General features: G+C 53.1%; 21 protein-coding genes. 6 read left to right on the plus strand and 15 right to left on the minus strand.

From position 1 onward, the window contains the following. Positions 1-106 precede the first annotated feature (106 nt). On the plus strand, positions 107-454 hold the full coding sequence (locus GS535_RS10465) for a protease inhibitor I42 family protein (RefSeq protein WP_160792716.1): 348 nt from the start codon (positions 107-109) through the stop codon (positions 452-454). Here GS535_RS10465 and GS535_RS10470 read toward each other — a convergent pair. The 8 genes from GS535_RS10470 to GS535_RS10505 all read right to left on the minus strand — a co-directional run bounded on the left by GS535_RS10470 (position 441) and on the right by GS535_RS10505 (position 9961). Beyond that, positions 441-1127 (minus strand): hypothetical protein, encoded by a 687-nt coding sequence (locus GS535_RS10470; protein WP_160792715.1) that lies wholly within the window; start codon positions 1125-1127, stop codon positions 441-443. The two genes, GS535_RS10465 and GS535_RS10470, sit on opposite strands and share 14 nt — an antisense overlap. A gap of 427 nt (positions 1128-1554) precedes the next feature. After that, on the minus strand, positions 1555-2835 hold the full coding sequence (locus GS535_RS10475; protein WP_160792714.1) for a hypothetical protein: 1281 nt from the start codon (positions 2833-2835) through the stop codon (positions 1555-1557). Positions 2836-2839: 4 nt separating this feature from the next. Further along, complete coding sequence (locus tag GS535_RS10480; protein ID WP_160792713.1) at positions 2840-3280, minus strand: biopolymer transporter ExbD; 441 nt, start codon at positions 3278-3280, stop codon at positions 2840-2842. A gap of 97 nt (positions 3281-3377) precedes the next feature. Continuing rightward, positions 3378-3806, minus strand: coding sequence for a biopolymer transporter ExbD (locus GS535_RS10485; protein WP_160792712.1), 429 nt, complete (start codon positions 3804-3806; stop codon positions 3378-3380). Between the two features lie 4 nt (positions 3807-3810). Continuing rightward, the gene (locus tag GS535_RS10490) at positions 3811-4875 is read right to left on the minus strand and encodes a MotA/TolQ/ExbB proton channel family protein (protein ID WP_160792711.1); all 1065 of its coding nucleotides are present in this window, start codon (positions 4873-4875) and stop codon (positions 3811-3813) included. A 183-nt stretch (positions 4876-5058) separates the two neighbouring features. Further along, a complete protein-coding gene (locus GS535_RS11230) occupies positions 5059-5742 on the minus strand; it encodes an energy transducer TonB (protein ID WP_160792710.1) in 684 nt (227 codons plus the stop codon). Positions 5743-6254: 512 nt separating this feature from the next. Next, positions 6255-7386, minus strand: a protein-coding gene (prfB, locus tag GS535_RS10500) for a peptide chain release factor 2 (protein ID WP_160792709.1) whose coding sequence is annotated in 2 segments (ribosomal slippage) — positions 6255-7316 and positions 7318-7386 — 1131 coding nt in all. Because the reading frame shifts where the segments join, the coding sequence is not laid out codon by codon here. Between the two features lie 40 nt (positions 7387-7426). Beyond that, entirely contained in the window at positions 7427-9961 is a 2535-nt protein-coding gene (locus GS535_RS10505; RefSeq protein ID WP_202401674.1) for a penicillin-binding protein 1A, read from the minus strand. Between the two features lie 171 nt (positions 9962-10132). On the opposite strand from GS535_RS10505, the gene rph reads away from it, so the two are divergent. Next, entirely contained in the window at positions 10133-10840 is a 708-nt protein-coding gene (gene rph, locus GS535_RS10510; RefSeq protein WP_160792708.1) for a ribonuclease PH, read from the plus strand. A gap of 5 nt (positions 10841-10845) precedes the next feature. Beyond that, positions 10846-11469 carry an RdgB/HAM1 family non-canonical purine NTP pyrophosphatase gene (rdgB, locus tag GS535_RS10515; protein WP_160792707.1) on the plus strand — a complete coding sequence of 208 codons (624 nt, stop codon included), beginning with the start codon at positions 10846-10848 and terminating at the stop codon, positions 11467-11469. Here the strand turns inward: rdgB and GS535_RS10520 are convergent. From GS535_RS10520 to GS535_RS10530, 3 genes are all read right to left on the minus strand, one after another. Further along, positions 11466-11807, minus strand: a complete 342-nt coding sequence (locus tag GS535_RS10520; protein WP_160792706.1) for a hypothetical protein — start codon at positions 11805-11807, stop codon at positions 11466-11468. The two genes, rdgB and GS535_RS10520, sit on opposite strands and share 4 nt — an antisense overlap. A 146-nt stretch (positions 11808-11953) precedes the next feature. Beyond that, positions 11954-12544, minus strand: a complete 591-nt coding sequence (locus GS535_RS10525; RefSeq protein WP_202401662.1) for a cysteine hydrolase family protein — start codon at positions 12542-12544, stop codon at positions 11954-11956. A gap of 25 nt (positions 12545-12569) precedes the next feature. Next, positions 12570-13790, minus strand: coding sequence for an MFS transporter (locus tag GS535_RS10530; protein ID WP_160792705.1), 1221 nt, complete (start codon positions 13788-13790; stop codon positions 12570-12572). Positions 13791-13887: 97 nt separating this feature from the next. Between GS535_RS10530 and GS535_RS10535 the strand changes: the two genes are divergently transcribed. After that, a complete protein-coding gene (locus GS535_RS10535; RefSeq protein WP_160792704.1) occupies positions 13888-14556 on the plus strand; it encodes a GntR family transcriptional regulator in 669 nt (222 codons plus the stop codon). 183 nt (positions 14557-14739) lie between these two features. Here the strand turns inward: GS535_RS10535 and GS535_RS10540 are convergent, their stop codons facing one another. The 3 genes from GS535_RS10540 to GS535_RS10550 form a co-directional block, all read right to left on the minus strand. Continuing rightward, positions 14740-15174: a glycosyltransferase family 32 protein gene (locus GS535_RS10540; RefSeq protein ID WP_160792703.1), complete on the minus strand. Its 435-nt coding sequence runs from the start codon at positions 15172-15174 to the stop codon at positions 14740-14742. A 188-nt stretch (positions 15175-15362) separates the two neighbouring features. Beyond that, on the minus strand, positions 15363-16115 hold the full coding sequence (gene gpmA, locus GS535_RS10545) for a 2,3-diphosphoglycerate-dependent phosphoglycerate mutase (protein WP_160792702.1): 753 nt from the start codon (positions 16113-16115) through the stop codon (positions 15363-15365). A gap of 236 nt (positions 16116-16351) precedes the next feature. Beyond that, positions 16352-18604, minus strand: a complete 2253-nt coding sequence (locus tag GS535_RS10550) for a TonB-dependent receptor (RefSeq protein WP_202401661.1) — start codon at positions 18602-18604, stop codon at positions 16352-16354. Positions 18605-18894: 290 nt separating this feature from the next. Between GS535_RS10550 and GS535_RS10555 the strand changes: the two genes are divergently transcribed. Next, complete coding sequence (locus GS535_RS10555; RefSeq protein ID WP_160792701.1) at positions 18895-20532, plus strand: alginate export family protein; 1638 nt, start codon at positions 18895-18897, stop codon at positions 20530-20532. A gap of 15 nt (positions 20533-20547) precedes the next feature. Here GS535_RS10555 and GS535_RS10560 read toward each other — a convergent pair whose 3' ends face one another. After that, positions 20548-20922 carry a hypothetical protein gene (locus GS535_RS10560; RefSeq protein WP_160792700.1) on the minus strand — a complete coding sequence of 125 codons (375 nt, stop codon included), beginning with the start codon at positions 20920-20922 and terminating at the stop codon, positions 20548-20550. A 368-nt stretch (positions 20923-21290) separates the two neighbouring features. On the opposite strand from GS535_RS10560, the gene GS535_RS10565 reads away from it, so the two are divergent. Continuing rightward, positions 21291-23435 carry a TonB-dependent receptor gene (locus GS535_RS10565; RefSeq protein ID WP_160792699.1) on the plus strand — a complete coding sequence of 715 codons (2145 nt, stop codon included), beginning with the start codon at positions 21291-21293 and terminating at the stop codon, positions 23433-23435. Positions 23436-23518: the final 83 nt, after the last annotated feature.

A 23518-nucleotide genomic window follows, 5' to 3' on the forward strand; every position in this document is an offset into this window, starting at 1 on the left:
ACCGTCCCTTATCAAGGGAATGCCTTATTATAGGCTACTTCATATGTGACAGGTACTAGGTGGTAACGACATTGAGAGAAGCAAGCTGTATAGGAGAAGGTCTGATATGAAGATATGTTTTGCATTGATCGCGTTACTTCTTCCTTTGCTGAGTTATGCTCAGGAGCGCAGCGACCTCACTGTCCGTCCTCAGGCTCTTTTCACCCTGACATTACCCGCGCAATTTTCCACAGGTGCAAGCTGGATGGTCAAAACTCTTCCCCAAACAGCTGTGCTTGTCGGGATGGAGCGCCAGCCCGGTCGGGATTGCCACGGTGCTGTTGGCTGCCCAGAGCAGGAAGTGCTTTATCTCAAAGCCGTGAAGCGCGGGACGGGCAAGCTTATGTTGGTTTATGGGCGCCCCTTTGAAGCACTCCCTAAAGAGGTGACGGTCAAAACGATTACTGTCCGTTAAAGAGCGACTGGGTACTGTGAAAAGGGCTCTGTTTGGGAGGAGTAATGGGTGTTTTTTCGGGTGGTGTCCATTCCTCGACGTCACTTAGGGTGGCGCGCTTGCGAAATTTAAAGAGGCCAATATCTGTGCGCTTGCTATAATCCATCACAATATTTTTGCGTATAACCGTATCGCTTGAGGTAATGGTGAGGGGAGCGTAGGCGAGATCAGGGATGACAGCTGGGAATGAGACGGAGCCGCCAAACCCTGTGGAGTGGATCTCGCGGACGATGGTTTCATGCATCGTGATCATGACCAGCCATGGGCCGGGAGGAACGTTTTTAAAGGTAAAGATGCAGCGTCCTGTCCAGGGGCTTTGTCGAAGAAGTGCCTCTGCTTTCGTTGATAGAGTAGCAGGGAAGCCTATGTGGAAAGAATTCATCGCACGGATCCACCCTCTGTAATAAGGGTCATCTGGCATGAGGATCGCCTTGGCGGGGGATGTATTGCACGGTATTTTGATTTTGCTCGTGCCGGTCATGTAGCCGCGCACAGTGAGAGTGGCCTTCCCTTGCGCACGGGCCCATTCAACATGTTCTGGACGAAATTTAGTACCGATAGAGGTACATCCACTCATGGCGGTGAGTACGACGCACAAAGTGAGGTTAAGAAGAAAATGGCGGTTTATCGTCACAGAGGTCTTTTTCCGTCATGATGGAATAACTGTGAGATAAAATTTCTTTAGATTTTTGTCGAGAATAAATAGACCTTATGAATGTGATTTGATCCCATATGTGACTTTTGTGTGAGGCAGGCATGTATTGCTCGCTATCATGGTAAATACGATAGATTATGCCGTGTAGCAGTCAGAGACATGGTTTTTATCAAAATATAAGAACAGTTGAGCTTTTGAAGGGGATGAAGGGCAGGTGTCTTCATGCCGGCCTTATGGGTTTCTAAAGATGCCTGTGGAACGAGCTTACTCTGTCATATGTGAATGATGGCTGACTGTGTGGGTTTATTGAGGTCTGGAAATAAACGCTGTGATATAAAAAACGCACGTCCCAACTATGCGAGACGTGCGTTCTGAATGCGGTGCGCGTACGAGCTAGCGCGGCGCGTTAGCGTGCGGCTGCACTGCGGAGATACACAGCCCAGAGCTGGGCGAGGTCATTGACGACACCATCGCCATTCATAGCGCTTAGAAGCGTTACAGCGTCTGCCTTACGGCCTGCATCAATCAACGCCATCCCTTTCTCAAGCTGGGCAATGTCGGGGAAGCGCGGTTTCTTCTCTTGCCCTTGCTGGATGAGCGCCAGTCCTTGGTCAACTTGACCATTGAGGATCAGGTTATACCCAGCGGTAAGAGATGGCCCGGCTGTTGGTGTGCGTCCGGCTTCTTGTACTGCAGCAGGGAGCTCGTTACGCGTTTTTGCAGCCTGTTGAGCGACAAAAGAGCGGAAATGCTCCTGTGATCCAGCTGCAGGGCCTGTGCCGAGAAGATGGCGATTGTAGCCTTCATTGAGAAGGTTAAGTGCCAGTTGCGGTAGGCCCATTTGCACAGCTCGTTCTGCCATGTCCTGAAAGTCGGAAGGGTTGGTGAGCACACCCGTGGCGAGCCGCAAACGCTGAAGGTTAAAGACTAAGCGTGGTGATAATGATTGATCGCTGACCAGATTATGGATCAGGATCTGCCAATATTGCGTGCGTGGATAATATTTTACCAGCTGCACATAAGCGTTGGTTTGGCCGGGGAGGTCACGTAAATTGCCATAGGCCGTTGCCATCATTTGAAGCTGGCTTTCGGCAGGGGTGCGCTTAGCCTTTTGGTCTGCTGCGATAATCCCGCGGACAGCGGCAATCGTGCCCTTCCAGTCTTGCTGAAGATAATAGCACTGCACGAGCAGGGTCTGCATCTGCGGGTCGGCCCCGTAATCATGGGTATAGCGCGCTGCTGCTTTAGCCGCACTGGCATAGTCACGCGCACTATAGGCCATGCTCGCTTGCGCCATGAGCATCTGCTTTTTAGAAGCGGCAGGCGTGCGGGCGCTATTGATCAAGACATCATAGGCCTTGAGAGCCGCTGATGCATTGCCAGATTGCGCGGCAACGGCAGCGCGCATTTGCGCAATCACATAGGCTTCGTAGCTGCTTTTGTTTTTGACGGCATCAGCAGCATCTACAGCCTCCATCGCTTGGCTAAGATTGTGGGCTGAGAGTGCTTTTTGAGCTTGTTGCAGATGACCGCCGACGTCTTGGCCGAGAGCATCCTCAGCATAAGCCGTAGAGACCAGTGCCCCTCCCCCGTTAAAGGGAGCATGGTGTGGTGCGACAAATGCGGCCAGACCAAAGGCGCTCGCCATCAATACTGTACGAGAGATCGTGAAGGGAGAGGAGGCCATTGGTTTATTGTCCTTCCATGAATTGATCCAGGCCGACAATACCCAGCTTGGTGACGCCAAGACGCTGAGCATCTGCCATCACATGCGCCACCGTCTTATAACTTGCAAGACGGTCTGGATGGATATGCACTTCAGGCTGTCCATCTTCAGGGCCGGAAACAGCATTGCGCAAGTGCGCTTGCAGGGACTCTTCTGATGTAATCGGAGAGCCATTCCAGAGGATGGAATTATCATAGCTGACGGCAATCGTCACAATTGGTGATTGCACGCTGGAGGGAGGCGGGTTCCCATGAGGCAGATCAATCGAAACAGAATGTGTCTGCAACGGGATGGTGATGATGAGCATAATCAACAGCACCAACATCACGTCAATCAAAGGCGTGGTGTTGATATCGACGATACCTTCGTCTTCATGGGTGCTGTCAGAGCCAACACTCATAGCCATAAGGCAGTCTCCAGAAAGCGCATGCCCTATCGGTGGGGTAGAGCATGAGAAAGAGGGATGGAAGGGCGAGAGCATGTGGTCTCTCTCGCCCTTCTGCTTAGTTTGCGTCGTGGGGCTGTTCTGTAATGAAGTCGATATGGGCAATACCGGCTTCCTGACAGGCGGCTACGGCTTGGCCGACAGCCATATATTTTGCCGCACCATCCCCTCGGATCTGGATCTGAGGCTGTGGTGTTTGGCGAGCCGCCTCAACGAGGCGGTTGAGCAGCTCCTCACGGCTCCGTAGCGGTGTCGTGTTCCAGTAGGTCTGTCCATCAGCAGTAATCGCCAAGACGACATTGCCCGGTTTGGTGTGTGTCGGTTGGTTATGGTCAACCGGCAATTTCACCTTCACCGTATGAGTGGCAACAGGGATGGTGATCAAGAAGATGATGAGCAGCACCAACATGACGTCGACGAGTGGCGTGGTGTTAATCGCCGACACCACTTCGTCGTCACCGCCACTTCCTCCGACGTTCATAGCCATATTCTTAGACTCGCTGGCTGGTGGTTGTGGTGGTTGGTGCAGCGTCGCTTTTACCAACGTCAAGCGCCACAGAACCGTGACGATAGCCACCAATCAAAATGGAGTGAATGTCAGACCCGAAGTTACGCACGCGATCCATAGCCCCTTTGTTGCGGCGGACGAGCAGGTTGTAGCCCAACACAGCTGGAACAGCGGTTGCCAGACCGATGGCCGTCATAATGAGGGATTCACCGACTGGGCCTGCCACTTTGTCGATGGAGGCTTGGCCAGCAATACCGATAGCTGTCAGTGCGTGGTAAATACCCCACACGGTTCCGAACAGACCAATAAATGGAGAGGTGGAGCCCACCGTTCCCAAGAAGGCCAGCCCGCCTTGGAGGCGTGTATTGACCGTCTCAATGGAACGCTGGATGGACATGGCGATCCATGACGGCAGATCAATCGAATCCCGCATAGACCCTTCATGGTGTTGAGCAGCAGCGATACCTGTTTCAGCAATGTAACGGAAAGGGGATTCAGCCTTAAGCTTCTTAGTGCCTTCCTGAACAGACTTCTGGTTCCAGAATGTATGGCCGGCATCACGCGCTGCTTTGAAGAGGCGGGCTTGCTCAATGAATTTCGTAACCAGAATGATCCATGTGCCCAAAGACATAATCGCCATGATGAGTAGAACGCCACGGGCGATCACGTCACCATTTTTCCACAAAGCCTTGAGGCCATAAGGGTTCTCAGCAGGGGCTTTATCAGCAGGTTTGTCACCCTCGGCAGGCTTGTCGCTCACTGGGGTTGCGGTAACAGGCGTGCCGTTGGAGGGCGCTGGTGCATTTGCATCAGGCGTTGTTGCACCAGCAGGGGGAGCCGCTGGGGTTGTGGCTCCAGCAGGAGGGGCAGCCGGGGTTGTCGCACCGGCAGGTGGAGCGGCCGGTGTCTGTTGTTGGGAAGCATCCTGTGCAAATGCAGCAGGAGCGGAGACGCTTACGAGAGCCAATGTAAGCGCAAGAGCGGTGCCACCTACAGTGCGCGCCTTAGGCGAAGCAGGGGTTACAGGAAGGCGGAACAGTCTGGTCATGAATCCCATATCCTCGTCAAAAGTCAGACACCCGCTGAGTGGAGGGGTGCGCTGGAAGGGGGCTTGTGGAGTTGGCCGCCCTCCCGAAGTTAAGCTGATCTTTCGCCTAAGAAAAGGCAAAAGCGAAGAAATCTCGCCCCTTCCACGTTCCCGAATGGTGAGGTGGGAAGGGGCAGGCGGTGGTTATTCCTCGTTCCCACCACCTAAACTAAAGTCCACATGAAGCACGTGGTTATGCTCCACAACGGGTTGCCCATTAATCACAGCAGGCTGATAGCGCAGCCGTGGGCTTGTGAGGAATTCCATTGCGCTTTCTGCAAAGTCACTCCCACCCTTCACACTGATCACCTTACAATGTGCAGGATGGCCGTCTGGCATAATATCACACGATGCCGTGACAGAGCCCTCACGGCTTTCGGACTCAGCGTCCTCTGGGTAGTTCAGAGGGGGCTTGCTAATCGGGCTTGCACTGACGCCGTGATCCGTTTCCGCCGTGTCTGCACTAGAAGGCGCTGCCGTTGGGGCCGGTGGCGTCGGGGACGTGGCCGGTGGTTGTGCCTTCGGTGGCTTCTGATGTGTCACATGCCGCATGGGTGGTTTGGGCGGTGGTGGCACATTGATCTTTGGCGGTGGAATATATGGTGGAGGCGGCTGCACCATCGTCGGCGGAGGCGGCGGTGGTGGAGGTGGCGGCGGTGGTGGTGGTTCACTGATGACGCGCGTCTGAATGGGTGCGTGGGGTGGCTCAGACTTGCTGAACGGATGGCGCGTCAGGGCATAGACCACCACGCCCATGGCCAAAATGGCCACGACAACCGCGACGATATAGTCCGTCGGCTTGCGTTGCTGGGCGGCGTAGCTCTTCATTTCGAAACCTTCTTACCCCTTATTCCCTAAGTCCGCCCCGGCGCCTGCCTAGATGATAGGGCCGGGCAGCGTGGCGGGTCAGGTTGCGTGTTGTCTTGACCCAAACCAGCTCTGCGGTGGAACTTGCCTAGGTCTCCCCTTCATACCGGGCCTGTCTGGTCCAGAAAAGGGGGGATCCCATAATCACCGCAAAGAAATGGTTATTTACGGAACAAGTTGGGCCGATCAATGGCTTTTCTGTCAAGCGTTGTGGGTGCCATCATATATCTTTTTTAGTCAAAGAGCGTCTTCTTTAAAAGCGGGGACAATGCGTATAAATGGAAAGAAATCCCAGTTTTCTAACATTTCGAACACGTTCTGACTGTGCATTATAATGATAGAAATCTGCGTTATTTTTTTATTCTTTAACTGCGCAAGAACGCAATGAAACTTCATAAAAATGTCACAAAAGAAGGGTGCAAAGAGAATCTCCTTACACCCCTCTTAAAGCAATAACGTTTCATCAGGCGGCGTTATTGGGCATCAGCACTGGCTTGTGAGCGCGTCGCACTGACACGTTGGGCCAATGAGGCGGCCATAAACGCATCTAGGTCACCATCCAGCACAGCATCTGGATTGGTTTTCTCGATATTGGTTCGGAGGTCTTTGACCAGCTGATAGGGTGCGAGCACATAAGAGCGGATTTGATGGCCCCAGCCAATATCGGTTTTGGCGGCCTCGTTTGCTGCGGCTTCGTTCTCACGCTTTTGCAGCTCTGCTTCGTACAGCCGAGCGCGGAGCATTTCCATCGCCGTGGCACGGTTACGGTGCTGGGAGCGGTCTGTTTGGCAAGCCACCACGATCCCGGTTGGGATATGGGTAATACGGATCGCTGAATCCGTCTTGTTAACGTGCTGCCCACCGGCCCCGGAGGCACGGAATGTATCAACGCGGAGGTCAGAATCCAGCACTTCCACCTCAATCGTGTCATCCACAACGGGGTACACCCAGATGGAGGCGAAGGAGGTTTGACGACGGGCGGCGGCATCAAAAGGTGAGATCCGCACGAGGCGATGCACACCGGCTTCTGTTTTCAGCCAGCCATAGGCATTGGGGCCACTGACGAGGATGGTAGCCGACTTGATCCCAGCTTGTTCGCCATCGCTATTTTCCATAAGCGTGACTTTATAGCCGTGCTTTTCGGCCCAACGCGTGTACATACGCAGCATCATGAGTGCCCAATCCTGAGCCTCTGTGCCACCCGCACCAGAATTGACCTCTAGGTAACAGTCATTACCGTCGGCTTCACCAGAGAGCAGGCTTTCTGTCTCACGCTTCTGGGCCTCTTCGGAGAGTTCCTTGAGGGTCGCGATGGCCTCCGTCACGACGGCCGTGTCGTCTTCCATTTCTGCGAGTTCGACAAGGTCGAGCGTGTCGCGCGTTCTTTCTTCAATCAGCTGAACACCCTCAATCTGATTGGCGAGCATGGTGCGCTCGCGCATCAGTTTCTGGGCGGCCTCAGGATTATTCCAAAGGTCGGGGTCTTCGCTCTGATGGTTCAGTTCGGCAAGGCGTGTTGTGGCGACATCCCAGTCAAAGATGCCTCCTCAGCAGCGCCACGGACTGCTTGATCTGCTCGGAGAGTGCTTCGGTCTCAGCCGACATCCGTCTTTCTCCAAAAATAAAGGTTAGCGTTAGGCTTGCGTTAGTACAGCCCTCCTACGCCAATGTCACCACCTTCGCCACCATTCTTTGGTGGGGGCGTGTTAGGCGTGCTCTGTGAGCTGTCAGATGGGTTTGCTGAAGGAGGAGGCAGCGGTGTGTTCCCGTCCGGTGCGGGTGTACTGCCGGGCATGTCATTTTCAGAGTCGGGCAGCATATCCGCTCCCGTATCCGCCGCGGTAAGAGCTTGCGTGCCAGAGCCAAAGCCGTGCAGGGGCACAGAGGCACCGGGGATCTGCCCCGGTTTGAACGCATCGATAGCAGGAATACGACCTGTGTCGTAATGGGCCAAGGTCATCCCCTCAGGGGTAGGGAAGTCGAGACGTGGGCGGGTGGCGAACACCGCTTTCATGATCTCATTCCAGATCGGCCCGGCAATATGGCCGCCCGTTTCGTTTTTCCCCAAGGATTGCGGCGTGTCATATCCGATCCACACAACGGTGACGACATCGGGGGAGAAACCAGCAAACCACGCATCGCGGTAATCTTGGCTGGTGCCTGTTTTCCCAGCAATGGGGCGATCAATGCCGATCCCTGCGCGGATGCCGGTACCATGCTGGATGACATCACGCATCATGACTTGCATCTGATAAGCACTTTGCGGGTTGGCCAACACAGGGCGTGTGTCATGAAGGACGGGTGTTCCTGTATCGGTGCTGAGCATTTTAGCGGGGTCTTGCGCGCGCCAGATGACCTGCCCGTCTGGGTTTTGGATATAGTCGATCACGCTTGGGTTGACGACATGCCCCCCATTCGCAATGGCAGCATAAGCACCGGCTTCACGCAGCACGGTTGTTTCTACAGCGCCAAGAGCGGAGGGGAGGTAAGGCGGCATTTTATCGACAAGGCCGGAGCGCACGGCGATATCACCGACTGCATCCATCCCCAGATGGGCGGCAACGCGGATCGTGACGAGGTTGCGGCTTTCGCGCAAAGCATCATGCAGCGTTGTGGGGCCCCAATTATCATGTTCGTAATTTTGCGGGTGCCAGTCACCGAAGGAAATAGGCGAATCGTCAAAGGTCTCTGACGGTGAAATATCGCGTTCCATCGCGGCGAGATAGACGAGCGGCTTAAAGGACGAGCCCGGTTGGCGTTGGGCCTGTGTCACGCGGTTAAACCAGCTTTGTTTGAACGACCAACCACCGACCATGGCCAAGATACGGCCTGTATGGACATCCATCGTGACGGTTGCGCCCTGCACACGGGGGACTTGCTGCAAGGCGGCGCTGTCATGATCGCTTTGCGGTTCAACCATCACCACATCACCGGTGGTGAGGGGATGACGACGGCGGGCCCAGCTCAGGTCTTCTTTACGCAGCGTGGCGTGGTGGGGTTGTTTATTTTCCAGCCAACTGACCTCTCCTGTTGGGGAGAGAACGACAGCGAGACGCCATGAGGTGAGCATCCCCAAAGGCGCTTTCATTTTAGCCAAATCGTCTTCCCACTGAAGTGAGTCGATGAGATGGCCAACGGGGCCGCGCCAGCCTTCATGAGAGCGGTCATATTGCATCAGCCCATTGCGCAGAACGCGTGTGCTGACCTGCTGAAGGTGCGGGTCTAGGCTGGTATGGACATCTAAGCCACCCTCAGCGGTTTGGTCCTCTCCATAACGGGCGATGAGTTGGCGGCGGACTTCGGTCGCGAACCATTCAGAGTTGGGAAGTGGGCCTAAACGGCGGCGCGTTTGGGGCACCAAAGGTTCTTGCTTGGCCTCTTCAGCTTCTTGAGCAGAGATAATATGAATATCGCTCATCCGATCCAGCACCCAGTTACGCCGCCAGAGAGCGGTTTTGGGGTGGAGGAACGGGTTATAATTGCTGGGGGATTTAGGGAGCGTGCCCAGCATCGCGGCTTCGGCATCGCTGAGCTGATCGAGCGATTTATTGAAATAGGTCTGTGCGGCGGCTTCGACTCCGTAAGCCCCGTTACCGAGATAAATGCCGTTGAGGTAAATTTCGAGAATACGGTCTTTTGGAAGAGCTTGTTCCATCCGCATGGCCAGCAGGGCCTCGCGGGCTTTGCGGGTAATGCTCAACACATTATTGTTCAGCAGCATCACCTTAGCGACTTGCTGGGTAATGGTGGAGGCCCCTAAAGGGCGCTTGCCGTGGCGGGCGACGAGGTCGGTTAAACCTGCGCGTGCAATAGCGAAATAATCTACCCCGCCATGGCTGTAGAAATTTTGATCTTCCGCCGCAATAAAGGCGTTCCGCACCCGTGGAGGGATGGCGCTAATGGGCACGTAAATGCGCCGCTCATGAGAAAGTTCGGCCATCAGCGTGTCATCGGCAGTATAAAGGCGACTGACCACGGGGGGATGATACTGCTTCAACGCGTCCACACTGGGGAGGTCTGAGCTGATATGGAGGTAGAACCCATAAGCAGCAATCAGCGCTCCGCCAAAGCCCATCACGGCTAAGGCTGAAACGGTCGCAAGGAAAACACGCACACGGCGAAAGCGTGGTGTGCGGATCGGCGAGGCGGAGCCATCAGGGCGGAGAGAGGAACGCGTCATCATGATATGTTCATAACACGGGCTTTATAAAGACGGGAAGCGGTCTTGCACGCGTGGCATGCGGGACGCCCTTTAAGGGCATTTCCTTAGAAAAACCGCGCCCTCTATGAGGAGGGATGGGGCTGTGATACTGTCATGGAAAGATTAAACTTTCCTAAGGATGCCTCCATTATGTCTCAACGCCCTTCCGGTCGTGCCGTTGATGAACTTCGCTCACTCTCTATTGAGCCGGGCTTTTCTCACCATGCAGAAGGGTCGGTTCTGATCCGTGCTGGCGGGACGGAGGTGCTGTGCACAGCGTCGGTCGAAACGCGCGTACCGCCATTTTTGCGCGGGAAAGGCCAAGGTTGGGTCACGGCGGAATATGGGATGCTCCCTCGCGCTACGCATACGCGCGGTTTGCGTGAAGCCGCCAAGGGCAAGCAGTCTGGTCGTACGCAAGAAATTCAGCGCCTGATCGGTCGCTCCTTGCGTGCCTGTGTAGATCTTAAAGCGCTGGGTGAATGTTCCATCACGTTGGATTGTGACGTGCTGAATGCGGATGGTGGCACACGGTGTGCATCCATCACGGGGGCATGGGTTGCGTTGGCTCAGGCGCTTAAAAGCATGGGCCGTTCGTCAGCATTGACAGGCCAAGTAGCGGCCGTGTCCTGCGGGCTGACCAAAGCCGGAGCGGTGCTCGACCTTGATTATGATGAGGACAGCACAGCCCAGGCGGATACAAACTTCATCCTGACCGCTGATGGCGGCATTGTTGAAGTGCAAGGCACGGCAGAAGACAAGCCTTTCCGCCCAGAAGAATTTATGGAGCTTTTCTCTCTTGCGCAGAAGGGCACTAAAGAGCTTTTTGACGCACAGCGTAAAGTGCTGGAAGGCTGAGAGTCATGAGCGGCGAAGACACAACCCGCCGCCTCGCTCATGGGGCGGAGATTGTTTTAGCAAGCCATAATGCAGGGAAGTTGCGCGAGTTTGCGCTTCTTCTTGGCACGAGTGGCATCACGGTGCGCTCGGCTGCTGAGCTAAACCTGCCAGAACCTGTTGAAGATGCTGATAGCTTTGAGGGCAATGCGCTGATTAAAGCGCGCGCCGCTGCGACCGCGACGGGGCTGCCGGCTTTGGCTGATGATTCAGGCTTCTGTGTTGCCGCGCTTGATAATCGTCCGGGTGTGTATTCTGCCCGCTGGGCGGGGCCTGAACGGGACATGACGGTCGCGATGGGCCGTGTTGAGCGCGAGCTCGCTGAAGCGGGCTCTGACGATACGCGGGCGGCTTTTGTCGTGGTGCTGTGTCTGGCATGGCCAGATGGTACCTACCGTATGGTTCATGGACGTTGCGACGGCACGGTAAGCTTTCCAGCACGAGGCGAGCACGGCCATGGCTATGACCCGATCTTCATCCCCAAGGGAGAAACCCGTACCTTTGCCCAGATGAGCGAGACAGAGAAAAATCGTTTCAGCCATCGTGGACAGGCGATGGAGCGCTTTTTAGCCGACTGCGTTGAGCGCTAGTTCGTGCCGGGGAATGAAGCGACCCTTTGAACCTTGAGGTCCGGGAAAGCGTCGACATACTGGATTTTAAGATCGGGGAAGCTGTCTACGAGTTGAAATTGCCCGCAACTGTCGGGGAAGTTTTCCACGGTTTGTACTTTGAGATCTGGGAACGCGTCGACTTTTTGCAGCTTGATATCAGGAAAGCTGTCGACAATTTGCACACGTCCATGCAGCGGGATGCCATTATAGCTGCATGAGGCCTTGTCGAACCCCTTAGGGCTATCAGCCCATGCAGAGGGGGCTAATGATAAGATGAGGCCGCACAGGCACGTTAAAAAGAAGCGTTGGCCTGTCATGAGAGAAGAGTCCCTTCATAGAGGATAGCGTCATGACATTTTCGACATTGATGAGCCCATGAAGATATGGGCCCTATTGATGGAAAGAAGGCAATGTTCTTTGTCTTCTCGTGCGATCCTGTCAGTCAAAAAGGTCGAGCACTTCCTTACGCAGTGACAGCCTTTTCAAATTCTTGGACAGAAAAGATTGCGCCGGATTTGGGCAGGAGTGTCTCGGTCAGAAAGCGGTGCGCCTCAGCGTCACTATCTGCGCAGGCATCGTGCAGAACCATGGGGCTATAGTCCAAATCGAAAGCGCTATTAAAGGTTGAGAGCACCACATGAGAGGTGGCAACACCGGCTAGAATGACCTGTTCGATGCCTTGAGCACGCAGGATCATATCTAGGTCTGTCCCGGTAAACGCACTGACGCGATGTTTACGGATGACCGGTTCATCATCACGCGGTGTGAGGGCGGAGTGGATACGGACGGCGTCGCTGTTGGCAGGGGCGAGGTTATTATCGCGAATGGTTGAAAAAAGCGCATTGCGTGAGCTCACCTCAGGATAGCCAGCGCGGAAAGAGACAGTGACGTAAATGACAGGAAGCCCTGCTTGCCGTGCTGTGCTGAGGGCCTGTTCTGCTTTCTGGGTGACGTGTTTTGCTGCTTCGGGGGAGATGAAGTTGTCCAAGATAAAATTCTGGAAATCCATCAAGAGCAAAGCAGTTTTCTGAGGAGAGAAAGAAAGCTGTGTCATAATCCGTTGTCCTAAGATGAGTGCACTAAGAGTGGTGAGAGCGGGAACGGTGCTGACTAAGACACCAATTCCCGAAAGCTGATACAAGTAAAAGAACACTTGTGATCAGGAAAACAGAGCGCATGCTGACATGGCCACCCATAAAACCACCTAATAAAGGGCCGATCACTTGCCCGGCATATTGGGCTGAAATGGTATAGCCTAGAACGGTTCCAACAGCATGGTTGGGCACATTATGGCGCACGACAGCGATAATGCAGGGAATGAGTCCGCCTAAAGCGATCCCCATGAGGAAGCGCAGCGCAATGAGTTGCCACCCGGAGGTGACGAAGGCCTGTGGGATGAGCAGCAGCCCTGCTACCGCGAGTGAGCCGATGACGACTCTGTTGGCGCCGATTTTATCAGCTAAGTGCCCCAGCCAAGATGCCGATAGAATACTCCCCAAGGCAGCAGCAGACATCACGAGCCCCGCAATGAATGTGACGGAGGAGGCCGGGGCAAATGTGCGTATATAAAGCGTAATAATAGGCTCGATAGACATATTCGCCATCATGAGCAGCATTCCGGTGCTGAGCATGACAATCACAAGGGTTTTATTGGGGATTTCAGACCATTTTTTCTTCGATGTTGGCGCTTTCTTCTGGGTGACTGGTGTTTCTTGCACCAAAAGCACTGTCACAAGAAAGGTGACGAAGATCAGAAGACTTGCGCCAACGAAGGTCATACGAATGCCAATAAGGTGCGGGAAAAGCCCACCCACTAAAGGCCCTGCAAGATTGCCCGCCATAACGCCGGAGGAGAGGAGCCCAAGGGCCCAAGCCGACCGTTCTTTAGGCGCTTGGGCGGCAATCATAATCGTCGCCCCGGATGAGTAACCAGCGGCTAATCCAGCCAGAAAGCGTAAGGCGATAAGCTGCCAGACTGTTGTGACACATCCCATAAGACCCATGGTAAGGGTCATACCGAGGCTGGCTCGTAAGAGCATGGGTTTCCGCCCGTATCGGTCTCCTAAATGCCCCCAAAAAGGAGCGATGATCCCTGCCGTGAAAAAGGTGGCCCCGTAAGCGACGCCGGACCATTGCGCGATGGTTGTTTTGCCTACAGCTCCGAGCTGCTGCACATAGAGGGGCAAAAAGGGCAGGATCACGGTCATCGCTAAAAAGGTTGTGAACGAGCCAAATAGGCACACGAGGAGATTACGGTGCCAGTAAGATGGGGCTTGGTCATTTACGGAGTGAAGGGGCATGATAGAACCGTAATATCAGAAGAGCTTTACCTTGGTATACCAAAAAGGTGTACCAAGGTAAAGCAGTGTCGTGGATGATAGGAAAAAGAGCGAAGCAATGGGCAAACCAGCCACTCAAGTTCAGCATGCCGAAACAAAGTTGCGTCAGCTTATTTTGAATATGAACATTCGGCCCGGTGAACGAATGACAGAACGTCATATTGAGGGGATGTTGGGGGTGTCGAGAACATCCGTGCGGACAGCCTTGCTGCATCTCGTCAATGAAGGGCTGGTGTCTCAACAGGGGCGGGGATGGATTGTTTCGCCGATTGATTTGGACGAAATTTCACAATTATGCACCTATCGAAAGATTCTTGAGCTGGGTGCTATCGGTCACTGCACACCCGCTATTATTCGCAGTGATATTGCTCAGGGCGAGCAGCTTTTAAGTGCGGCTGCCTCTATGACGGCGTATGAAGAGTGTGATCAGGCGGGGTACGATTTTCATCTGTGGATTGCGACGCTTTCGAGAAATGATTTTGTTATTCAGGGTGTTGAAAATGCGACCCTACGTTTGCGGCGTGCTCGGTGGCTTGCTGACGATCATAATCGCAATGAATGGGACGAGCATCGCGCTATTGTCGCAGCGCTGAAAGAGGCAGACCTGACGAAAGCCAGCCGTCTGACAGAAGATTTTCTTCAGAGGAAGCGTCAGAAATTGTTGGGGGTTTTACAAGAGAAGAAAAAGCTCCTCACAGAACAAGGCGCCTTATTTTTCCCTGTGTAATGTTAAAAAATAGTTTGTGGGGAGTTATGTAGCATTATTCCTATAATAAGACTTTGTGCTGCTCCATTCATGCTGAGCGAAGATATGCCCCTGACCGCTATAAGGGGAGTGGTCATAATGATGAGGAATAAAATAGTGACTTGGCCATATTGTGTAATCCGTGTAATGAAAAACGCGAAAGCATTAGGTTAATGTTAAAGGTCCTGTCATTTTCCATACGTGATCGGCCGTAATATGTGGGATGTTTTTAATCGTATTGATGACCTCAAGGAGAAGTGGGTTTTGGGGGGTCGCATACATGTAAGTGTTGGCAATGAGGCCTGGACGAGCTTTTTCATTTTCCCATGAGGCGCAAAATGAGCTGTCAAAAAGCCAGTCTTCTAGGGGGCGTACGCACACGGTGTCTGCATCCACATAGAACCCCCCACATGCGTATAAAATCTCATAACGCATAATATCGGCAATGCCGGTGAGATAGTGTGTATTTTTCTCTGTCTGGAACGTGTGGATATGAGTGTCGTTTTCCCATGAACAGTCAAGAAGATGTTGGTTTCCCCATAGGTGAACCGTCCATGACGGATTCATCTCCACCCATGTGCGCATTGCTTCACGAGGCATTTTTGTGTCATCGCCAACCCATATGAGATGGATGTGTTTATGAGGTGGAGGAGGATGGGAAGGCATAACGACTTTCTGATTTAAAGGGAATGATTTCCTCAGGTTATCTTAATGACACCCTTGGCAAAAGGCCGGAAGGCTTCCACCTACCGGCCTTTTTCTTTGATCGCTTGACCGATCAGAAAGGCTTATTTGCCTTTGCCCTGATTAGCCACAGCGGCTGCGCGTGCTGCGATTTCTTCAGCATCGCCCAGGTAATAGTGATTGACTGGTTTGAAGTTCTCGTCGAATTCATAGACCAGCGGTGCACCCGTTGGGATGTTCAGGCCGATAATGTCATCATCGCTGATGCCATCAATATGCTTCACCAAAGCGCGCAGGGAATTCCCGTGAGCGGCAATGATGACCTTCTCGCCTTTTTTGAGGCGTGGCAGGATGGTCTCTTCCCAGTATGGCACAACGCGCTTGATGGTTAGAGCCAAGCTTTCCGTTGTAGGAAGCTGATCAGGCGTCAGGTTCGCATAACGTGGGTCATGCCCTGGGAAGCGTGGGTCATCACGATCCAACTCAGGAGGGGTGACCTCAAAGCCACGGCGCCATTGTTTAACCTGATCTTCACCGTATTTTGCAGCGGTTTCAGATTTGTTCAGGCCTTGCAGTGCCCCGTAATGACGCTCATTCAAACGCCATGATTTTTCCACAGGCAGCCATGGACGATCAACCTGATCGAGAATGTTCCAAAGCGTGTGGATCGCCCGTTTCAGGACAGAGGTGTAAGCGAAGTCGAAGGTGTAGCCCTCTTTCTTCAGCAATTCACCGGCAGCTTTCGCTTCACCGCGGCCTTTTTCAGACAGCTCGGCATCATACCAACCGGTAAAGCGGTTTTCGTTGTTCCATTCACTTTCGCCGTGGCGAACCAGAACCAGCTTAGTGACAGCCATGGGCTACCTCCTTACTACACCGTTATAGGCCCCATCGCGTGATGGGTACCTGCGTGCGCCCTTCAACGGATGAAGCAGCGCGTTGACACTGGCTATCGTAATCCAAAAATCGACAATGTGTAAGACATGTCTGTTATGCGCTAAATCGTAACAATCAGGAGATATTTCTCTGATGAATGGGAGTTTTCTCCCATTGGTGAGTTCTCTCCTCTGATACAGGATAAAGGCAGTCTTTTTTAAAAATTATACCGAATATTTCCCCCGATCCATCGTGGGGTCTGGATATATTGCACGCGGCTATTATCGTTCCCGGTGTAAGAGTAGCTATTGCCGTGGCGGTTGAGGAGGTTATCAACATACACAGCCGCCACCCATTTGCCGCTCTTGGGGCCGACTTCCATCCGCAAGCCCATGGAGCTGATCTTGCTGCTTTTCCCGTTCGGGTCGCCAAGCTCCAGCAGCATATTGTCTTTCCACGTGTAGCTGGCCTGCAAGGTCATCCGGTAATCGCTGGGGAGGTTGATGGCGTAGCGTGCAACAGCGCTCCAAGAAAAGCGCGGGGCGAAGGGCAGGGCGGAATTCCGGCCAACATTACTCAGAAGAGGTAGGCCGTTAATGCTGCTTGTCCCGCGCGTGGCTTTAGCGTCCAGATAAGCAAAGGAGCTGTTGAGGTCGAGATTAGGGATCAGGTTATGGAACGTGCCCGAGAGTTCTCCACCACGGGTGCGGGCACGCGGCAGAGATCCGAGCGTGAGAGACGTGGTTTTGGGCATTTCAGCGACAAAAAGCGTTTGCCGATTATGATATTCATAATCAAACAAGGAGCCTTCTAGCTGGAGCTTGTTGTTCAACAGGCTTGTTTTTGCACCGATTTCATAGGCCACCATATTTTCAGGGCGGACATAGCTTTGGGCTGAAGCCGCAGAGACGGCCCCTGCAAAGTAAGAGCCTGCCTTATACCCGTTGGAGATGGTGCCATAGACGAGGGTGCCGGGGGCAATGGTATAGCGGAGCCCAACACGCCCGGTCAGGCGGCTATAACGATGATGGTCATCGAGGGAGGAGATTGCTCCGCCAGCATTGGTGAAAGCGCCCCCTTGGTCGATTGTGCCGCCATGATAGCCGCGATCATCGTAGGAATAGCGACCAGAAGCGATGAAATCGAGCCCACGGACAATCTTCGTAACGGTATTAAGATACACGCCCGTGGAGATATTTTGTTGCACAAAATGGTTGGTCAAATTCCCGTTAGGGATGCCCAAAAGATCGGAGCGCAGGCCAGTATAGGCGCCATTGATTTTGTCGTACGATTCATACACCCCAACGCTTAAACGCACGCGCTTGGCAAAGGTCGTGCGGAAGTGCATGTCGTGGGACTGTGCAAGGGAGGTATCGTTCCAGTGATAATCCCCAATGCTGAGTGATTCACCATCGTAATTATCGTAATCATTGCGGCGGAACGCATCAAAACCCGTTGTGGACGTGAACGTCCCAACATCAAAACGATGCGTATAATTGATGGATACACCCCCGCCATTTTCATCACGGCTGGCACGGTCTCCACCGACATTGACGTCATGATACCGGGCGTTAGACCCCACACTGATCGTGCGATTAGGACGATTATTGAGCACGTCACCGTCTGTATCTTGAGGGGATTGCGGCGTGCCACGGTCGCGTGTGTAATGGATGTTCAGTAGGAGGGAGGAGCGATCATCAATGAGGAATTGTGTGAGGTTTCGCAGGCCGAGTTGGTCTTGAGAGCCATAATGGCGACCAGTGTGAATATCACGCTGCCACCCACCACCGTTGATGTAGCTAAAGGCGGTGCGGTTAAAGATGGTCTTGCTAATGGGCATATCAACAGCCGCGCGGGCGGTATTGGTGCCGTAGCTGCTATAGCCCCAATCAAGATACCCACCGAAATGATGACCCGGGCGTGTGGATTCAACGCTGATATTGCCCCCCGTGCTGCTGCGGCCATAATCAAAGCCTTGGGGGCCTTTTTCAACACTGACCGTTTGGGTATCGAACATTTGGCCTGTGTAAAAAACAGGATAGGGCGCAAAGACACCATCTTGGTAAATGCCAATACCGCCCATATTGTTTCCGGTAAAATCATCCAGCCCAATCCCACGGATAGAGAAGAGCGGTGTGCTGCCTGAGGTGGCGTTTACAGCGGTGAGGCCGGGGGTATAGGCGGCAATATCTTTGGGGCTGGTAATATTGAGCTCACGCAGCTTCTTGGCACTCATCACATTGACGGTACCTGCGCTGGCACGAAGGCGTTGTAGGTGAGACCCACCGACACGAATTGTTTCAGGCTTAGCGGCGATGACGGGGCGATGATGATGGGCGGGGTGATGCGTCCCGGTGCGGTGCTGTGGAGGTGAGGCGAGGGCTGTGGAGGTGAAGAGATAGGCCGCTCCAGAAATGGTCATAACCCATTTTGTTGCAGAACACTGACCTGTGATCACACCATCTCTCATAGTGAGCGCTTTCTCCCTCGTTAAGGCCGTCTATTGGACAGGCCGCTATCGTTAATGAGCCCAATAAAGAGGAAGGAAGTGGCTGATTACTGACGTAAAATAAATATGTTTCTTTTTAGGAAAGGCCTGAGCTGTGCTGTAGAGGTCATTTCGGAAAGGCACTGTGGTGGAAAAAGCACAGTCTCTCAATAGTGGGTGATAAAATAGGAAATACATAAATTAACTAATTTACATTGTAAATTGAACAATTTAACAATTTATTTTGCCATAATGGTGTTAAAGGAGGCTGCGTGGCAGAGAAGCACCGTTACCCCACCCTGCGTCAGCTAGGATTGATGGTGCTTCTTGGTCTGGGGAGCTTCCATAATGCATTGGCTGATGCGCCTAATGCTCCACCAGCGGTTGAAACATACCCGCTAGCGGGTGTGATCGGTCAGCCACGTCGGGTTGGGGTGCCTCATGGCAAGGAGGCCCGGCGCCATCAAGGGGATTGGGGCCGTTTTAATTACGGCAATGGTGAGTTTGCCGGGTTTGGCCCTGTTGGGATGTATGGTGTTGCGCCTTGGGCTGAAGATTGGAGTGCGTTGCGGAACCCTTCGCGGCGACGTGACTTTTTGGATCCTCTCAAATTTATCGCCCTCAATGAGGCGCGTACGATTTGGCTTTCTTTGTCGGGTGAATCACGCGCGCGCTATTGGTATGAGGCTCAACCACGGCTTGGCACGGTCGGTCATCAAGGGGCGAGCCGTTTTACAACGCGGAATTTTTTGGGTGCTGACTTGCATTTGGGCCAGCATGTGCGTCTCTTTGGGCAGCTCAATAACGGTACAGCAGCGGGGTCACGGTACTACGGCTATAGCGCGACATGGCGCCGTCGGTTGGGGGTGCAACAGCTCTTTGCTGAGGTGAAAGGGACGGTCATCGGGGCGCATATGGGGCTGATGGTTGGGCGGCAACAGTTTTTGGATGCTCCCTCATGGCTGCTCTATCAAGGAGAGACGCCCAATGTGCCGCTTACGTGGAATGGCGTGCGGGGCTATGCGCTCTGGAACGCGATCCGTGTCGATGCGTATGACTTTGTGCAAACTCAGGTTACGCATGACACGATTATGGGCGGTGGGTTTGATCGTTCCACCCGTTTGTATGGGCTGGATGTCACGTCTGCTTTGCCGCTTTTTACCATTGGCCGCCAGCAGGTGCATTCTTTTCTGGATCTGTTCTGGATGGGGTTTCGTTTCCAAGGCGCACAGGCTCGTTTGATGCAGCGCACGGGGGATGCGTCGGGCACGCAAACACGGCAAAATATCGGTTTCCGTTGGTATGGGTCTGCGCCGGCTTTTGAGTATGACTTGAGTGCGGTATATCAGACAGGCCGTTTTTATGCGGCCAAAGCCGGAGGGAACCGCCCCATCAGCGCGTATGCGGGGCGTGCGGTGGTGGGGTGGCGTCATTCTTCTTCTTTTTTCCACCCCTTTGTTGGCGTGCAAGCGGAGATTTACTCCGGCGGTCGAGCCTTCTATCAAAATGGTGAGGTGACGGGGTTTGTCGCGCCTTTTTCCCCACGTAATGGTACGTTTGATGCGTCTCGCACCTTAGTGCGGGCGAACCTCATGAGCATTGGCCCGTTGTTGAGCGCGACGCCGCTGCCGCGGTTAAACTTCCAGTTCAAACTTCCCTTTATGTGGCGGCAACGTCTGGGCGATGGGCTCTATGGCAATGGCAGTCGTTATACGTTTTTCAACAGTTCATCTCTCCATAAAGCGGGGCGCTATGTTGGGTTTATTCCGCAACTGAGCATGCGGTATCAAATCACTCAGCACCTCACCTATCAGGTGAATGGTGGGGCTCTAGTGATGAGCAAGGGCGTGCGCCGTGAGGGAGCGAAGAACGGCACATTTATGATTTCAGATCTCGTTTTCCGCTTTTGACGGAGCGGTTCTCTTCTAGTCGCTTTCCTTTCCGGTGAGAGAACCATCGTCATGGCGGACGAAACGGAAACTTTCTGTCATGGGGTCATCATGAATGAGGGCGTGGACAGTGCAGTCATAGACCGCTTTAAAGCCTTGCACGGGAGAGCACGATACGCTGTCTACATGGAGGCTTTTAGTAATCTCATTGGTAATGTCTTGGCGCTTTTTATTAATCGCATTTTTATCGCCAAAAATGTCGGTCAGGAGACCTTGGACTTTCAAGGAATTATGGGAGGTGCGTTCTTTTAAAAATTGCTCCACCTCATGTTTGTTGGGCGCATTATCGCCACATGAAACGAGTAGGAAGCAGGCCGATAAAAGCGCCGGGAAAGCATAGCGTACGGTCATGAGAGAAGATCCATCATAGAAGGGTCACGATAAGTCTTTTTATGTGTGACGATAGAGAAGAAAAATTAATTTAATGACTGCATTTCTAAACTGTCCACGTACCTCAGGAATGAGATGCGCCTGACCATCGGCCTCATAAGAAACTAGAGATTTGGTGGTACCTAGGTCGATCTCGATGATCGCAGAGAGGGCCTCATTCATAAACGAATCACTGTATGATGGGCCCTGATAGTATGATTTAGACCATCCCATATCGGGAAAGAAATAAAATCAGCGCTTTCAATTTGTTATATTATAACATAATACTCTATTCATATCTTATGAGGATGTCATGGCGTGAGCCTGACAAAGACAGGGCAGATAAGGGTATGAAAGTCGGGAGATTATGGCGTTGGTTGTTTATAGGGGTGTGTCTTTTAGGAGGGGCTAGCAGCGCTTGGGCCGATAACGTTGAAAAGATCCGTGTGACGGCGAAGCGCTTGGATCAAGCACGAGAGGCGCTCCAGCCCTCTATTGGTGCGACACAAACGCATTTTAGCCGCCAAGCGATTGAGGCGAACCCGGGTGGGGACAATGCGGGGATGAATAGCCTTCTTCTCCAAGCACCCGGTGTGGCACAAGATAGTTATGGGCAGCTCCATATCCGTGGTGATCATAATAATGTGCAATACCGCCTTGATGGGGTCGCGCTGCCGGAAGGCATGAGCGTTTTTTCCCAAGTTCTGATGAACCGTTTTGCTCATGACCTCAGCCTCACCACTGGTGTGCTTCCTGCGCAATATGGGTTTCGCCAAGCGGGGGTGATCGACATCACCACTAAGAATGGCTTTACCGATAAAGGTGGGATCTTATCGGTCTATGGTGGGTCTCGTGATTATGGGCAGCCTTCCGTGCAATATGGCGGCCATTGGGGGAAATGGGACGGCTTTATAACCGCCGATGCTGTGCATAATCGGGTGGGGATTGAAAACCCCACGCCGAGCTATAATGCGTTGCATGATTTGAGTACGCAATATCATATGATGGCGCATCTGCGTTATACGGTTAGGCCTCAAACCCGCATCAGTCTTACAGCGGGGGTGGCTAATGGGTGGTATCAATTACCGAATAATCCCGGCCAACAACGCCAATTCGCGACACCGCTTTTTAAAAACCAAGGGCCCTCGGCTCAGGCGGCGAACGTGGATAGTAGCCGCCTTGATGAGCGGCAGCAGGAATTAACAGATTTTGCGATGCTGTCTTGGCAGGAAAATCATGACAATTTCAGCATGCAAACGTCGGCGATTTTGCGGTACAGCTCATTGCGTTATTCGCCCGATGAGGTGGGAGACCTTGTCTATAATGGTATTGCGCAGCGCGCCGCGCGGTCGGTGTTTTCCTCGGGTGTGCAAAATGACACGACGTGGAAAATTGCTAAGAACCACACATTGCGTGGTGGCTTTCAGGCCTATGGGGAACGCGTTATCAACAAAACGGATTCCCTTGTTTATCCTGTTACAGAGGGAGGGCAGGTTGGCTCTACGCCTGAGCGTATCCACGATGGGTCAGGCAAAAGCGGGGCACTTTATGGCGCGTATCTTCAGGATGAATGGCGAATAACCCCCAGCTTGACGCTCAATGGCGGGTTTCGTTTTGATGGGGTGGAGCAATATACCCATGCGCACCAGCTTAGCCCACGGATTACGTTAGTGTGGACACCGTGGAAGGGCGGGCGCTTTCATATTGGGTATGCACGTTATCTCACACCCCCTCCTTTTGAAAATTTAGGGAGTTCGTCGCTGTATAAATTTGCCAATACATCGGCCGCACCGGCTAATTTTGGCAATAGTGCCGTGAAGGCTGAGCGAGATAATTATTACGATGTAGGCTTTATGCAAAAGCTCTTGCCCGGTTGGCATGTCGGTATTGATGCCTATTTAAAACGGGCGAAGAATTTACTTGATGAAGGGCAGTTTGGCGCCCCGGTGATGTTGGCTTCCTATAATTACCGGAAAGGGAAGGTGCATGGCTATGAGTTCACAACAGATTATACAAATGGCCCGCTAACACTTTACGGGAATTTCGCTTGGTCACGCGCTATGGGCAAAGACATTAATTCCGCGCAATGGAACTTTGACCCTGACGACCTCGCAACGATGCGGAAACAGTGGGTGCATCTGGATCATGACCAGCGCTGGACAGCGTCTGCAGGGGCAGCTTATCGTTTCTTTCATCGCACAACGCATCCGCTTCAGCTTTCAGGGAGTATGGTCTATGGCAGCGGTTTGCGTAAGGACAGCGCCACAACGCCCAACGGGGCAACGGTTCCGCAATATGTCACATTTAACCTCAGCGCGGTACAGTCGGTTAAAACGCCGCTTTGGATGGGCGGTGGGGTGATGCGTTTCCGCCTTGATGTGGTCAATCTTTTTGACCGCCATTACGAGCTGCGTGATGGCACAGGCATTGGTGTAGGGGCGCCGCAATATGGGTTGCGTCGTACAGTGATGGGAGGGGTCTCTTATCAATTCTGATATGCATGTCTTTATGATTGACCGGGGTGCAAAAAGGATGTCTTAAGTACGGCCGAAAATTGAGGAGGAGATTCATCCTCCTC

Origin of the sequence: Saccharibacter sp. EH611 (assembly GCF_009834765.1) — a bacterium.
Lineage (GTDB): Bacteria > Pseudomonadota > Alphaproteobacteria > Acetobacterales > Acetobacteraceae > Saccharibacter.

Excerpts from the sequence above, each read along its gene's own strand:
- GS535_RS10465 (WP_160792716.1), top strand. The coding sequence starts at position 107 with ATGAAGATATGTTTTGCATTGATCGCGTTACTTCTTCCTTTGCTGAGT.
- GS535_RS10475 (WP_160792714.1), bottom strand. The coding sequence starts at position 2,835 with ATGGCCTCCTCTCCCTTCACGATCTCTCGTACAGTATTGATGGCGAGC.
- GS535_RS10480 (WP_160792713.1), bottom strand. The coding sequence starts at position 3,280 with ATGGCTATGAGTGTTGGCTCTGACAGCACCCATGAAGACGAAGGTATC.
- GS535_RS10485 (WP_160792712.1), bottom strand. The coding sequence starts at position 3,806 with ATGGCTATGAACGTCGGAGGAAGTGGCGGTGACGACGAAGTGGTGTCG.
- GS535_RS10490 (WP_160792711.1), bottom strand. The coding sequence starts at position 4,875 with ATGACCAGACTGTTCCGCCTTCCTGTAACCCCTGCTTCGCCTAAGGCG.
- GS535_RS11230 (WP_160792710.1), bottom strand. The coding sequence starts at position 5,742 with ATGAAGAGCTACGCCGCCCAGCAACGCAAGCCGACGGACTATATCGTC.
- GS535_RS10505 (WP_202401674.1), bottom strand. The coding sequence starts at position 9,961 with ATGACGCGTTCCTCTCTCCGCCCTGATGGCTCCGCCTCGCCGATCCGC.
- rph (WP_160792708.1), top strand. The coding sequence starts at position 10,133 with ATGTCTCAACGCCCTTCCGGTCGTGCCGTTGATGAACTTCGCTCACTC.
- rdgB (WP_160792707.1), top strand. The coding sequence starts at position 10,846 with ATGAGCGGCGAAGACACAACCCGCCGCCTCGCTCATGGGGCGGAGATT.
- GS535_RS10520 (WP_160792706.1), bottom strand. The coding sequence starts at position 11,807 with ATGACAGGCCAACGCTTCTTTTTAACGTGCCTGTGCGGCCTCATCTTA.
- GS535_RS10525 (WP_202401662.1), bottom strand. The coding sequence starts at position 12,544 with ATGACACAGCTTTCTTTCTCTCCTCAGAAAACTGCTTTGCTCTTGATG.
- GS535_RS10530 (WP_160792705.1), bottom strand. The coding sequence starts at position 13,790 with ATGCCCCTTCACTCCGTAAATGACCAAGCCCCATCTTACTGGCACCGT.
- GS535_RS10535 (WP_160792704.1), top strand. The coding sequence starts at position 13,888 with ATGGGCAAACCAGCCACTCAAGTTCAGCATGCCGAAACAAAGTTGCGT.
- GS535_RS10540 (WP_160792703.1), bottom strand. The coding sequence starts at position 15,174 with ATGCCTCGTGAAGCAATGCGCACATGGGTGGAGATGAATCCGTCATGG.
- gpmA (WP_160792702.1), bottom strand. The coding sequence starts at position 16,115 with ATGGCTGTCACTAAGCTGGTTCTGGTTCGCCACGGCGAAAGTGAATGG.
- GS535_RS10550 (WP_202401661.1), bottom strand. The coding sequence starts at position 18,604 with ATGAGAGATGGTGTGATCACAGGTCAGTGTTCTGCAACAAAATGGGTT.
- GS535_RS10560 (WP_160792700.1), bottom strand. The coding sequence starts at position 20,922 with ATGACCGTACGCTATGCTTTCCCGGCGCTTTTATCGGCCTGCTTCCTA.
- GS535_RS10565 (WP_160792699.1), top strand. The coding sequence starts at position 21,291 with ATGAAAGTCGGGAGATTATGGCGTTGGTTGTTTATAGGGGTGTGTCTT.